Genomic DNA, 13999 nt, shown 5'->3' on the forward strand with positions numbered 1-13999 from the left:
ATTAGATATCACTATTATTTAAAGCTTCAGCTAAAATAACTTTAAGCTGGTTCCTTAAGCTAGATATTTCCACTTGTTCCTTGTTGTAAAGAGAAATTAATTCATTTGGATCATGAGTTATTTGTTCATCAATATGAGGATTTTTAATATCTAGATTGTAGTTACGTTCTATAATCTCGTTGGCAGAAATTTTCCAAGCTTGTTGATTTTGAACTCTAGTTTTAAAACCATCTTCTTCATTTCCCCACCAATCTATCTCGGTTTGAAATTCTTCAAAACGCATAGGTTTAGTTTTATTATAATTTACTACACCTTCAGGATAGGGATGCTCATAGAACCAAATATGTTCTGTCGATCTTCCTTTTGTGAAAAATAAAATATTGGTTTTGATGCCTGTGTAAGGATTAAAAACACCGTTTGGTAATCTTACAATGGTATGAAGATTACACTCAGTCATAAGTTTTTCTTTAATTTTGGTCTGTATACCTTCACCAAACAAAAATCCATCAGGCAATACGACAGCTGCCCTCCCTTCATTTTTAAGCAAATGAATAATAAGAGTCATAAAAAGATTAGCCGTCTCTCTAGTTTTAAAATTAGCTGGAAAGTTGTTTTCTATACCGTCTTCTTCCATTCCTCCAAAAGGTGGGTTAGTAACAATAACATCTACCTTGTCACTACTTTTATAATCACGCAATGGTCTGGCAAGTGTATTATCGTGTTTGATATTTATTGGAATATCAATTCCATGTAAAATCATATTGGTAGTACAAAGCATATGCGGTAAAGATTTCTTTTCTACTCCATGAATTGATTTAATTAATACTTCCTCATCTTCTGGTGCTTTTACAAAATTCTCTCTTTTGTATTCAATTACATTAGTAAGAAATCCACCTGTGCCACAAGCTGGATCCAATACTGATTCTTCAAGTTTTGGAGCAATTCTATCAACTATAAAAGTAGTTACAGCACGAGGGGTATAAAACTCGCCTGAATTTCCTGCACTTTGTAAATCTTTAAGTATTTGCTCGTAGATGCCACCAAAAGTGTGTCTGTCACTAGAAGCATTGAAATTAATCTCACATATTTTATTAATTACTTGACGAAGTAATGTCCCAGACTTCATGTAATTGTAAGCATCCTCAAATACGTTTTTTATTACAAAAGCCCTACGCCCATCTTCACCATCAATCTTCAATTTAGTTTTCAAAGTTGGAAACAATTGGATATTTACAAAGTCAAGCAAAATATCTCCAGTTTCTCCTTCAGGGTTCTTTGCCCAATTGCGCCATCGCAATTTCTCAGGTAATGGAGATTTATAATCGTCTTCCGTCAATTCTAGTTCATCTTCTCTATCATCAACAATTTTTAAAAAGAAAAGCCAAACTAACTGACTTATTCTTTGTGCATCTCCATCAACACCCACATCTTTCCTCATAATATCCTGAATGGACTTTATGATACCTGATACATTACTCATGCTATTTTTTCTTCTTTAAATAATTCGTTTTCTAATTCTTCTATCGCCTTTTCATATTTATCTTTACCTCCAAAAATTTCATTAATAATCTCTATTGGAGTACCAATATCACTAAAAGGTTTTAGTTTTAAAACCTTTGCGTTTTCGATACTAATGACACCTTTATCAGTATACATATCAAGTAATCCTTGCAAAACTGCTTTGGCTTGTGTGCCATATTTTGTAAAATAATCCCTTTTCTTAACATTATTTGCTCTTTCTTTTCTAGTCAATGGAGCTTGGCCAAATGCAACGTGACAAATAAGATCAAAATCACTATATTCTTTTCCTACTAGTTTGGCTAAGTTTTCAAACAAAACCCCATGTTGTTCTAATAATTCAATAATCACTTGTTTCTTCTTTGCATCATTCCAATTTTGTAAAAAATCATCAAGTGATGCATATTCTGATTTTACTTGTTTTTGTGAAAAATCTTTATATGATTCTGTCACTAACTGACCATCATCTCCCAGATATTCTATTCTTTCGTTTATTATACTGGCAGAAATTCCGCTTACTACTATTTTTATTCTAGGGCCATCTCCACCTCCTCCCTCGTCATCTCCTTTATCACTTCCATTGTTTTCTTCATCATCTTCAGGATTAGGAGGTACAGGATCATCATCTGGTCCTGGACTATAAATAACAACCGGATCTCCATCAAATGCCGGATCATTAAAATGTTCTGTGGCTTTTTTAAAATCCATTATAGTAAAAAAGAATTTATTAAATTCTTCATCAATTCTAGTTCCTCTACCTATAATTTGTTTAAAAATTATCATGGAATTAATTGTCTTATCTAATACAATTAATTTGCATGTTTTAGCATCAACACCTGTAGTCATTAAATCAGAGGTTGTAGCAATTACAGGAAACTTACTTTCAGGATCAATAAAATTATCAAGTTCTGCCTTTCCCTCAATACTATCACCAGTTATACGCATAACATATTTAGGATTATCGATAGCTAATTTACCAGCGGCATTAACAATAGCTTTTCTCATTCGTTCAGCATGATCAATATCTTCACAAAAAATGATAGTTTTTGACATTGGGTCAGTAGCATTTAGCAATTTCATTACTCTACTTGCGACCAATTTCGTTCGCTGATTCAATACAAGAATCCTATCCATATCAGATTGATTATAGGTCCGTTTTTCAATTACAGCACCTAAATCATCTGTCATACCTTCAGGAGGAACCCATCCATCTATATCTTTATCAATATCAATTTTAACAACTTTATATGGCGCTAAAAAACCATCTTGAATACCTTGTTTTAAACTATAAGAATAAACAGGATCGCCAAAATAAGTTAGATTAGAAGCATATTCTGTCTCTTTCGGTGTTGCTGTTAATCCAACTTGAATAGCATTATTAAAGTAATCTAAAATCTCACGCCATGAAGAATCATCAGATGAACTGCCTCTGTGACACTCATCAATCACTATAAGATCAAAAAAGTCTGGTGAAACAGTTTTAAATATTTTATCAGATTCATCTGGACCAGTTAGTGCCTGATATAAACCCAAATGAATTTCATAAGAAGGATCAATTTTACGATTCTTAATTTTGGTCATTACTGACCCAAAAGGCTTAAAATCATTTACAAGAGTTTGATCTGCTAAAATATTTCTATCTACAAGAAATAAAATTCTTTTTGCTCTTCTTGCTTTCCACAATCTATATATAATTTGAAACGTAGTATATGTTTTACCTGTTCCAGTTGCCATCACCAAGAGAATTTTAGTTTGTCCTTTTGCAACTGCTTCAATAGTCCGATTAATAGCCTCAACTTGATAATATCTTGGTTCTTTACCCGAACCGTCACTGTAATAAGGCTCCAGAATTAGCTCTTCTTGAACATTTTCTAATTTATGATATTTTTTATAACGTTTCCAAAGCACCTCTGGGGTTGGAAAATTTTCAAGAGGAAACTCTGTTTCAATTTCTTCTCCATTTTCTGTTACTTTATTATGAGAACTAAAACCGTTACCATTAGAACTAAAAGCACTAGGTACCCCAAGTATCTCAGCATATCCTAATGCTTGTTGCATTCCATGACTTACAGAAAAACTATTATCCTTTGCTTCAATTACAGCAACTCTAGTACCTTCAGTCCATGAAAGAACATAATCTGCAAATTTTTTCTTTTTCTTATTTCTAGCAGACATCTCTCCACGCACAATTACAGGTCCTGGAGTTAACGTTACTTCCCTCCTTATTTGTGTAAACGGATCCCATCCAGCATTTTTTAATGCAGGCGTTATATAGAGATCACAGATATCGCATTCGCTTAGGTCTTTTTTATCTGCCATTTTTTGGAAATTATGGAGTAAATCTAAGTAAAAAAATAGTTTTTAGAAAATTATCTTAAAAATGATTCTAGTTTATTATCTTAAATTAGAAAACCCACAATCCAAACCTTAAAAACTCCTTAAAAATCCCCTTCCCAAAAAAATCTTCCCCATAAAAACCGTATATTACAAGCTAAAGCCGGTTCTGTTGGCCCTATCGGCTATTGCTCTAATTTTTAAAAACGACAAAAAATGAAACAATTATTACAGTGGACCATCATTATTCCTATTCTATCGTGGGCGCTTCTTTTTAGCGGACTGATTGCAGACAGCACCATTTTTCAAATCGTGGCGAGTATACTGCTTATTCTAAGCGTGATGTCGGCTGTGCATCATTCTGAGATTATTGCAGAACGCGTTGGAGAACCTTACGGAACGATTATTTTGGCTATTTCGATCACTGTAATTGAAGTTTCGATTATTGTTTCTTTAATGCTTTCTGAAGGTTCAGAAGCGGCTTCTTTAGCCAGAGATACGGTCTACGCGGCAACAATGTTGATCTTAAACGGAATTATAGGCTTGTGTCTTCTTATTGGAAGCATCAAACATTACGAACAGAATTTCTCTACTTCTTCGGTAACTATTGGTTTGGTTTCACTGGTCTCTATAATTGTATTTACTTTGGTTTTCCCCACTTTTACAGAAAGTGTTCACGGTTCGTATTATTCAACGCCGCAGCTTATTTTTGCTTCGATTGCTTGTTTGGTTATCTACGGTTCGTTTCTCTTTGCGCAAACCAAAGGCTATCGCCAATATTTTCTCACTAACGGAACGGATGAAGATGCTAAAATTCATCCCATAGAAATCAATAATAAAACGTTTTATACGAGTCTTATTTTTCTGTTGGTTAGTTTAGGAATTGTTGTTTTATTGGCTAAAACGCTATCTCCGACTATTGAAACGATTATTATTGGTTACCATCTTCCTAAATCTCTTGTCGGGGTCATTATCGCGATTATCATTTTATTACCCGAAGCCATTGCAGCCATTATCGCAGCAAGAAAAAACCGACTGCAGACGAGTTTAAATCTGGCTTTAGGTTCTGCCCTAGCCAGTATCGGATTAACGATTCCGAGTGTGGCGGCGGTTTGTATTATTATGAATATGCCAATTGTTTTGGGACTTGATATTAAATCTATTGTTTTATTGGCGCTGTCTGTTTTTACTGTAATGCTTTCGTTAAGCAAAGGCAAATCGAATATTGTCTATGGTGTGGTGCTTTTGATGAATTTGTTTGCTTTTATGTTTTTGATGATTTATCCTTAAATTCTTTTTAAACACATAGAAACATAGATTTTTTTTTTCCTTTAAAGAGAATTTTAAAAAAGAAACTAGTTTCTTAACACATAGTTTCAAAAAAGCCTGTAAACTTTGTTTTACAGGCTTTTTTTATTATTCATTTAAAATAGCGTCAATCCAAAACTCCATCCAATCCATCCCAGAATGTCTTTGCTGTTATTGTCAATTATAGTATAACGTTTGGTACGATCTTGAACAAAAGTCGAAGTGTTTGCATTGCCATTTTTGTCTTTTTTCTCAGTCCAATACAGATTAAAAGAAGGACCGGCAGATAATGCTACGCCTTTGCATAATCGAAAAGAAAAGGAAGAATCGAATTTAGAAAGGGAATTGTATACATCCCAATTTCCTAAATAGAGATATTGCGTACTGAATTCGGGATTAAAAGTAAAACGTTTCCCTAACGGAATGTTCTTCCCTACTCCAATTCCGAAAGAGAATAGCTTTTCTTCATCGCTTCGATCGCTTCTTCCCGCCATTAAAATCGTATACATTTTATGATCTCCTGTTTTTACAGAAAGATTGATATCTGAGATTTCGTTGCTCGTAATACTTATTTTCTTGTAACCGCCTTTTTTAAAGTTTAACAAACCAAAACTATAACCCGATGGCGAATCGGTAATGTTGACTAATCCAAACTGGACTCCGTCTAATTCTTTGGCATAATTAAAAAGTCCCGTAATTTGTGCGCCTCGCACGGTGTCTTTTCCGATATTATAAATACCAGAAAACTGTAATCCGTTCTGAGCCCCCTTTACCGTATTACCAATTCCTGCAATTTGAAGTCCTTTAGAATCTTTATATACATTGTTATACACACCGCCCATTTGTAACCCAATTTGCGAACCCTTTACGCTATTGTGAATACCACTTAGCTGCAAACCTCTTAAATTGCCAAAAACATTATTATAGATTCCGGCTAACTGAACTCCATTTACAGATCCTCCAACGGTATTAAATATTCCCGCCATTTGAAGGGCTTCGACATTCATACGGTTAATATTGTAAAGTCCCGCCATTTCTAATCCGCGGACACCGGCATTATAGCCTCCTAAAATATTTAAAGAAAAATTATTGACAATCTGCGTATTCATCATTCCTCGCGTGCTGATACTCGGAATAAGTGAAGCCTGTAAGGGAACTTTAGAAATAAATCCTCCCAAATTGAGCGCTTGTATTCTTTGTTTAGAAGAAATAAAGAAACGGCCAATTCCTGATCTTTCAATGGCAGTAAAATCTCCATCAACATAATCTGTTTTATTTTTTTTATCTCCCATCTGAATTTTAATTTCAGAAAGAAATACCATCGTCACCGTTTTGTAATTTTCCTTAACCGCTGTCAGTTCTATGGCTTGAGGTGCATTTTTTAATCGAAGTTCAAAAAAACCATCTCTATTGGTTAAGGTAGACAGCAGCGCATTCTTCTCCAATACACTCACATTTTCAAGGCGATTATTCGTTTGTGTATCTACAATATAGCCGTTTACAATTTGCTGTCCGTCACTCATAACGGTGTTTCTCTCTAATACAAGAGCCAATTCTAAAGGAGCATAACGAACAATAACAAATCCCGGAGATTCTTTGTATTCGTATTTTGTACCTAACAATTGATCTAAAACGCCTTTTATAGTCGATTTTTCAGCATGAATGCTAACCACACTGTCTTTTACTACTAATTTGCTGTAATAAGCAAATCTAAAATTTCCCTTTTCTTCCATTAAGTCCAAAATATTGCCTAATGGTTTTCTGTCTGCGTGAACAGAGATTTCGTTTTCTAATATAGATTGCGCATTTGCTTTAAAAAAAACACCCGAAATAAGAATCAATAAAATGGGTGCAAAAATAAACTTGTTGTTGCTGAGCATATAAAATAGAATTACTCTAATATGATTTGATTGTCTTTTCGTTCGATTTTAAGGGTAAAGGTTTCCTGAATTACTTCTAAAATCTGATCCAGAGATTGATCTTTAAATATTGTCGTTAATGGTTTTTCCTGCAAAGACGCTGTTTTGATAATAATATTAGCATTGTATATTTCGTTGAGCGCATCGACCAATTCCTGCAAAGGTGTCTGATCGCAGACTAATTCTTTATTTCGGTAATAATTGTATAAACGGCCTTTACTAACACTTTTTAATAAAGCGGTCTGTTTGTTGGCAATGACTACTTTTTCTCCTTGTCTTAATTCTACTTCATCTTTATTTCGGCTCACTTTTACTATTCCTGTTTCAACATTTACTGTCGTTTGTCCGTTTTTGTTTTTCACATTAAAAGACGTTCCTACTACTTTTACCAAAACATCATTGATCTGAATAATAAAAGGTTTGGTTTTATCTGGAGCAACCTTGAAAAAAGCTTCTCCTTTTAAAGTTACAGGTCTTGTATTGCCAGCAAACTTTTTATACGATAATGAAGAATTTTGGTTTAACGTAACTATTGTACCATCTGGTAAAGTATCATTTATAGTACTATTTGATGCATAAACCTGAATCAATTCATCTGCAGATTTGTTTTCAAAATAAGAATATCCCAACCATCCTAAAGTACAAAACAAAATAATCGAAGCTGCTATTTGCAACCAACGACTATAGGATTGGTTTGGAATCTTTATAACATTATCTTTTTCATGAATTCTATTTTGAAATCGTTTCCAAGCATCATCTTCATTTACAGTCGTTTTTTCGGCTGCGATTAAAAGACTCTCTTCCCAGATTTTCTTAAAATCGTTGTAATATTTTAAATTGTTTTCACTGGCATTTAACCAGTCTTTTACGATTGCAGTTTCGTCTGCATCAGTTTCGCCAACTAGATATTTCACTAGTAAATCATCGTTCATATTCATATTGTTTTGGCTCATGATCTTCGAAATAAATTTATCATAAATAATAAAAATGGAAGATATTCTATTAGTTTGGAGCGCATTACTTTAAGCGCTTTTCCCATTTGATTTTCTACTGTTTTGATAGAAATATTCAATTGATCGGCGATTTGCTGATATTTTAACTGTTCAAAACGACTCATTTGAAAAATAATTCGGCATTGCTGTGGCAATTCATTTATTGCTTTTTCAATTTTGGTTTCGAGTTCAGTGGCAATCATTTGATTTGATGCATCTTGATTTGAGGATTCCATATTTCCTGAATACTGCAGTTGAAAAGAAGTTTTTACTTTTAAATGTTTAATGTGATTCAGACTTTCATTATGAACAGATCGGTACAAATAAGACTTTAGTGAATCATCAATTTGTAATTGTTCTTTTTTCTCCCAAATCCGAAAAAATACATTCTGCACAATCTCTTCAGCCATAACATCATCTTTTACAAAAGTATAGGCAAATGCATGAAGGCCTTTGAAATAAGTTTTAAAAACCTTTTCAAAAGCGGCTTCATTTTGATTAATAAAATCGATATGATCTGTATTACTACACTTCACAAAAACGGTTTGACATTCAATCAAAGATAGATACTTTTTATATTTAATATATTTTTTAGTTAATTGAAAGACAAATTAGACTGTTGGTATATAAAATTATGATTTGCCAGAAGTTTTATAAAAGGATCAATCGTAGCATCAAGGTCCAAATCGGTATTTAAACTAAATTCATAACAATGTACAATACAGCTGTTATCCGAAAGATAGGTAAATGATAATCCTTTATCGGTTCCTTTTGTAATGATCATTTCATTCTCGAGAACGGCTATACGGTTATCTTTTCGGTTAAAGTATTCGAATAACTGTTGTTGAAATTGCTTTCGTTTTTCGTTTGCTCGCATGATACAGTTGATTTTATAGGTTGAACGGTTTCTTTTTTTAATTTCTGTTTGGCAATAACATCGGGACTTGCAAAAATGTAATGCATCTTTTTCCGAAATCCTTTTGCTTTTCTTACATCTGAAATAATATCCTGAAATTCATGAAAATTTAAATACAGCGGATTAAGCTTACTTTTTAATAAACTGGTAATGCCGTAACGTGGTTTTTCGTCTTCGTACTGAAAGGATCCAAACAAATGATCCCAAATCATAAAGACAGCACCAAAGTTTTTATCGAGATATTTTTCTTGACTTCCGTGATGTACACGATGATTGGAGGGAGTTCCAAAATATTTTTCAATAAACGGATGCAGTTTTCCAATGGCTTCTGTATGTACCCAAAACTGATACAAAACACTCAACTGATTGGCAATAAAAAATACTGCAGGATGAAAACCAGCCAAAATCAGCGGAATAAAAAAGATGATTTTACCATACTGAAACCAACTTTGTCTAAAACTGACTGTCAAATTATAATGTTCTGCCGAATGATGCACCACATGCGCCGCCCAGAAAAAACGACAAAAATGAGAAATTCGGTGTGTCCAGTACGAACAAAAATCATAGAAAATAAAACACGGAATCAAGCTCCAGCAGCTGAATTCCATTCGATAAGGCAGTAGATTATAAATCCAAACTACAGCATAAAGTAGTACGGTCTTCATAAATAAATTGACGGTTAGATTTCCTAAACCTATCAGTACAGATCCTATCGTTTCTTTTTTGTCGTATTCTTTTCTTTCTAAAAAATAAAAAACAACAAATTCAAGAATCGTAAAAAACAATACAACCGGAAGCGCATAAACGATTAAGTTTGGGGCACTTTTTTCTACTTCATGAATTTTTTCTAACGCAATGGGTTCTGCTCCAAAAAATGTCAATTTGACAAAGAGATAATTGATGATTTTAACCATGATTGAGAATACGTTTTTAATTAATTCTGCTTTTGTTACAGAAGTAATACAACCGAATCCTATTTTACCCCTATCCTCTTTTTTTATTTTTTTTAAAGCCGATGTCTAAAACTCATTTTCAACGTAGTAAACCAATCAGACCGAAATAAAGTTTTATTTCAAATTTTAAAATAAGTGTGTTTTTAACACCTAAAAAGTATCACAATAAAGACCAAAAGTGAACGATTTTACTCCTCCTTTTTCAGCATTTTTCTCTAACTTAGCGGTCTACATTTTGAAATGTAAGATTAAAATAAACTGTGTTTTACTGCAAAACACTGAATAAAAAAGCTTTACTGTTTTTTCTCTTACTTTTTTGCAGTCAGACATTCTTCTAATAATTTAGTTAATTGAAAACTATGAACAAATTTGATTTTGGAATTGTAGGACTCGGCGTAATGGGCCGTAACTTACTTTTAAATATCGCCAGCCATAACTTCGCGGCTGCAGGTTTAGATTTAGATACAGAAAAAGTCAATTCTCTCCAGCAGGAAGCTGATGCCAATCACACTATCGAAGCAACAACAGATGTAAAACATTTTGTAGAGCTTATTCAACAACCAAGAGCGATTATGTTATTGGTTCCTGCGGGAAAACCAGTTGACAGCGCCATTGCTAGTTTACTTCCTCATTTAGATAAAGGAGACATCATCATCGACGGTGGAAACACTTATTTTACAGATACTGACAGAAGATTTTTAGAATTATCTGAAAAAGGAATCCATTTCTTTGGAATGGGAATTTCTGGTGGTGAAAAAGGTGCTCGTTTCGGTCCTGCTATGATGCCAGGTGGAGATCAAAAAGCGTACGAAAGACTTCGTCCTATTTTTGAAGCAATTGCAGCAAAAGTAGATGGCGAACCTTGTGTAGAATATTTAGGAAACGGTTCTGCTGGTAACTATGTAAAAATGGTTCATAACGGAATCGAGTACGGAATCATGCAGTTGATTTCTGAGATTTATGACTTAATGAAAAGAGGTTATAACTTGGATGATGAAACGATTCAGAAAACTTTTACTGAATGGAATCAAACGGATGATTTAAGATCTTATTTGATTGAAATTACTGGAAACATCTTAAAACAAAAAGATGAAGACGGAACGCAATTAATCAACAAAATCTCCGATTGGGCAAGATCTAAAGGTACAGGAAAATGGACTTCGCAAAACGCAATGGATTTACAAGTTCCAGTTCCAACAATCGACGCAGCAGTAAACATGCGCGATATGTCTAAAACCAAACCGGAAAGAATTGAAGCCGCTAAAAAATTAGTTTGGAACGCTGGTGAAACCAATGTTTCTCAAAGTGAAGCCATTGCAGCTTTAAAATCGGCTATGTATTTTTCTATCGTGGTGACTTACGCTCAAGGTTTAGCGCAACTTCACACCGCTTCTAAAGAATACAACTACGGATTAAACCTAGAAACGGTTGCTAAAATCTGGCGTGGCGGATGTATTATTCGTGCAACAATTTTAGAAGATTTCAGAAAAGCCTACCTTACAAAAGCAGATTTACCAAACTTACTTTTAGATAGCGGAATCGCTTCAAAATTAGTAGAAAACCAATCAGGAATGAGAGCGGTTATTCAGTTTGCAGTTCAAAAAGGATTACCGGTTTCAGGATTAATGAACTCGTTGGCTTATTTTGATGCTTACCGTTCTGCAAATCTTCCAACCAATTTAATTCAGGCACAACGTGATTATTTTGGAGCGCATACTTACGAGCGTATCGATAAAGAAGGCGTTTTCCATACACAATGGGCTGAATAAACAATTAAAGCAACACAACTAAACCACACAATGACTAAAAATAAACTAAAGAATCCAACAATTATAGTAATTTTTGGAGGAACCGGAGATTTGGCAAAGAGAAAGCTCTTTCCCGCTTTTCAAAATCTGTATCTTGACGGACGTATGTCTGAAAAGTTTCAGATTATCGCTCTTGGAAGAGCTGAAAAAACCAATGAAGATTTTCGCAGTTACGTAGCTGAGAATTTAGATCTTTTTTCAAGAAAAAAAGCAAGCAATGATCCAGAAACAGAAAAGTTTCTTTCTCATATCACGTACCACAGCCTTGATATTGACAAAGAAGAATCATACATCGGATTAAACGAAAAAATCAACAATTTTGATCTGGCTTTTGGCGAACGCGCTAATCGTCTTTTCTATCTTTCGATTACGCCTTCTTTTATTTCGACAATTTCGAGCAATATCAAGAAAATTGGATTGGCTGCAAATCCGAAACAAGATCGTATTATTATCGAAAAACCTTTTGGTTACGATAAAGCTTCTGCTATCGAATTGAATGAAATGCTTTCGCAGACTTTCAAAGAAGAGCAGATTTACAGAATTGATCATTATTTAGGAAAAGAAACGGTTCAGAATATTTTGGCTTTCCGTTTTGGAAATTCAATGTTTGAACCTTTATGGAGTCGTAATTTTATTGATTTCGTGCAGATTACTGTTGCAGAAGAAGTTGGCGTTGAAGAACGAGGCGGATTCTACGAAGGTGTTGGCGCTTTAAAAGATATGATTCAGAACCATTTGTTCCAGATTTTGTGTATGACGGCTATGGAAGCACCTGCTTCTTTAAATGCTGATGATATTCGTAATCGTAAAGCAGATGTTTTAAAATCGATTCGTCGCATCAAACCAGATGAAGTAGACCATTATATTGTGAGAGGGCAATACGATGCTGGAGAAATAAAAGGAGTTCCAGTTCCTGGATATCGCCAAGACAAAGGCATTGCACCAGATTCAAATACAGAAACTTATGTGGCAATGAAGATTTACTTGGACAACTGGAGATGGCAGGGAATTCCGTTCTATTTGCGTTCTGGAAAAAGAATGGAAGAAAAACAATCTTCGATCATCATTCAGTTTAAACCAGTGCCGCATTCTTCATTTTCTTACGGAAAAGAAGGCATGACACCAAATAGACTGATTATCAACATTCAGCCTTCAATGGACATTAAACTGCAATTTATGACCAAAAAACCAGGTTTATCGATGTCTTTAAGACCTGCTGAAATGGTTTTTGATTATTTTGCTTGTTCAACTATGTCGCCAGAAGCTTATGAGACATTGATTGCAGATGCACTATTGGGAGATCCTACTCTATTTATGCGTTGGGATCAGGTAGAAGAAGCTTGGGACGCGATTGAAACCATTCAGCAAGTTTGGAAAATAACTGCTCCAAAGAATTTCCCAAATTACAAAGCAGGCAGCTGGGGACCAGAAGAAGCCGACGAATTATTGGCTCGCCAAGGACATGCTTGGATTCCGAACACTCAAAATATTATAAAAGAAGAAGTTTTAGATGATACAGATATATAATAACACAGAAGAAATTAATACTACAGCGGCAGACCTTTTTGTAGCTTCTGCAGAAAAAGCAATTGCTGCAAAAGGCAAATTTACAGCAGTTCTTACAGGAGGTTCTTCTCCGACAGGAATTTATAAATTACTGGCTTCTGATGCTTACAAAAACAAAATCGACTGGAGTAAAATTTTTATTTTCTGGGGCGATGAAAGATGGGTTCCGCTAAATGATGATTTGAGTAATGCTAAAATGTCTTATTCAACCTTATTGAGCCACGTTCCTATTCCGCAAGAGAATATCTTTGAAATGTACAAAGATGGCGTTACTCCTGAAGAATATGCAGCTACTTACGAGCAATCAATTAGAACAGTTTTAGGTGAAGAAGGAAAATTTGACCTTATTTTGTTAGGTATGGGAGACGACGGACACACGGCTTCTCTTTTCCCAGGTGAGGCTGTTTTAAATGAACAAACCAAATGGGTTGACGCTTATTATTTAGCTCCGCAAAAAATGTATCGCATTACACTTACTGCACCACTAATCAATAAAGCAGAAAAAATTGTGGTTGTAGCTTTTGGAGAGAAAAAAGTTCATGCTTTGAAAGAAGTTACAACTGGAGCATATAATCCAACTTTATATCCGATGCAATTGATTAAACCAGTTTCTGGAGAATTATTGTTTTTGGTGGATAAAGTTGCTGCTGGAACAAATTAAAAAATACAGAGTCTTAAATAAAAA

11 protein-coding genes are annotated in these 13999 nt (G+C 34.3%); 4 read left to right on the forward strand and 7 right to left on the reverse strand.

Going from position 1 to position 13999, the window contains the following annotated elements; translation table 11 throughout:
* Position 1 precedes the first annotated feature (1 nt).
* Together NQQ59_RS03105 and hsdR are read right to left on the reverse strand one after the other, a co-directional pair.
* Positions 2-1480, reverse strand: coding sequence for a type I restriction-modification system subunit M (locus NQQ59_RS03105; protein ID WP_144213516.1), 1479 nt, complete (start codon positions 1478-1480; stop codon positions 2-4).
* Complete coding sequence (gene hsdR, locus NQQ59_RS03110) at positions 1477-3837, reverse strand: EcoAI/FtnUII family type I restriction enzme subunit R (RefSeq protein ID WP_144213518.1); 2361 nt, start codon at positions 3835-3837, stop codon at positions 1477-1479. The genes NQQ59_RS03105 and hsdR overlap by 4 nt, the downstream gene beginning before the upstream one ends.
* A gap of 231 nt (positions 3838-4068) precedes the next feature.
* On the opposite strand from hsdR, the gene NQQ59_RS03115 reads away from it, so the two are divergent.
* Positions 4069-5142: a calcium:proton antiporter gene (locus tag NQQ59_RS03115; protein WP_144213520.1), complete on the forward strand. Its 1074-nt coding sequence runs from the start codon at positions 4069-4071 to the stop codon at positions 5140-5142.
* A gap of 134 nt (positions 5143-5276) precedes the next feature.
* On the opposite strand, the gene NQQ59_RS03120 is transcribed toward NQQ59_RS03115, so the two are convergent.
* The 5 genes from NQQ59_RS03120 to NQQ59_RS03140 are packed head-to-tail and all read right to left on the reverse strand — an operon-like array spanning position 5277 to position 9901.
* The gene (locus NQQ59_RS03120) at positions 5277-7040 is read right to left on the reverse strand and encodes a peptidase associated/transthyretin-like domain-containing protein (protein WP_144213522.1); all 1764 of its coding nucleotides are present in this window, start codon (positions 7038-7040) and stop codon (positions 5277-5279) included.
* Between the two features lie 11 nt (positions 7041-7051).
* The gene (locus NQQ59_RS03125) at positions 7052-8032 is read right to left on the reverse strand and encodes a FecR family protein (protein ID WP_144213525.1); all 981 of its coding nucleotides are present in this window, start codon (positions 8030-8032) and stop codon (positions 7052-7054) included.
* Entirely contained in the window at positions 8029-8607 is a 579-nt protein-coding gene (locus NQQ59_RS03130) for an RNA polymerase sigma-70 factor (RefSeq protein ID WP_144219737.1), read from the reverse strand. The genes NQQ59_RS03125 and NQQ59_RS03130 overlap by 4 nt, the downstream gene beginning before the upstream one ends.
* 59 nt (positions 8608-8666) lie before the next feature.
* Entirely contained in the window at positions 8667-8855 is a 189-nt protein-coding gene (locus NQQ59_RS03135; protein WP_186296557.1) for a hypothetical protein, read from the reverse strand.
* A gap of 17 nt (positions 8856-8872) precedes the next feature.
* On the reverse strand, positions 8873-9901 hold the full coding sequence (locus NQQ59_RS03140; protein WP_144213529.1) for a sterol desaturase family protein: 1029 nt from the start codon (positions 9899-9901) through the stop codon (positions 8873-8875).
* A 398-nt stretch (positions 9902-10299) separates the two neighbouring features.
* Between NQQ59_RS03140 and gndA the strand changes: the two genes are divergently transcribed.
* Genes gndA through pgl form a run of 3 tightly spaced genes read left to right on the forward strand, consistent with a single transcriptional unit; the run spans position 10300 to position 13975 of the window.
* On the forward strand, positions 10300-11709 hold the full coding sequence (gene gndA / locus NQQ59_RS03145) for an NADP-dependent phosphogluconate dehydrogenase (RefSeq protein ID WP_144213531.1): 1410 nt from the start codon (positions 10300-10302) through the stop codon (positions 11707-11709).
* Between the two features lie 30 nt (positions 11710-11739).
* Positions 11740-13275 carry a glucose-6-phosphate dehydrogenase gene (gene zwf, locus NQQ59_RS03150; RefSeq protein ID WP_144213533.1) on the forward strand — a complete coding sequence of 512 codons (1536 nt, stop codon included), beginning with the start codon at positions 11740-11742 and terminating at the stop codon, positions 13273-13275.
* Entirely contained in the window at positions 13259-13975 is a 717-nt protein-coding gene (pgl, locus tag NQQ59_RS03155) for a 6-phosphogluconolactonase (RefSeq protein WP_144213535.1), read from the forward strand. The genes zwf and pgl overlap by 17 nt, the downstream gene beginning before the upstream one ends.
* The last annotated feature ends 24 nt before the right edge of the window (positions 13976-13999 follow it).

Origin of the sequence: Flavobacterium panacis (assembly GCF_024649945.1) — a bacterium.
Lineage (GTDB): Bacteria > Bacteroidota > Bacteroidia > Flavobacteriales > Flavobacteriaceae > Flavobacterium > Flavobacterium panacis.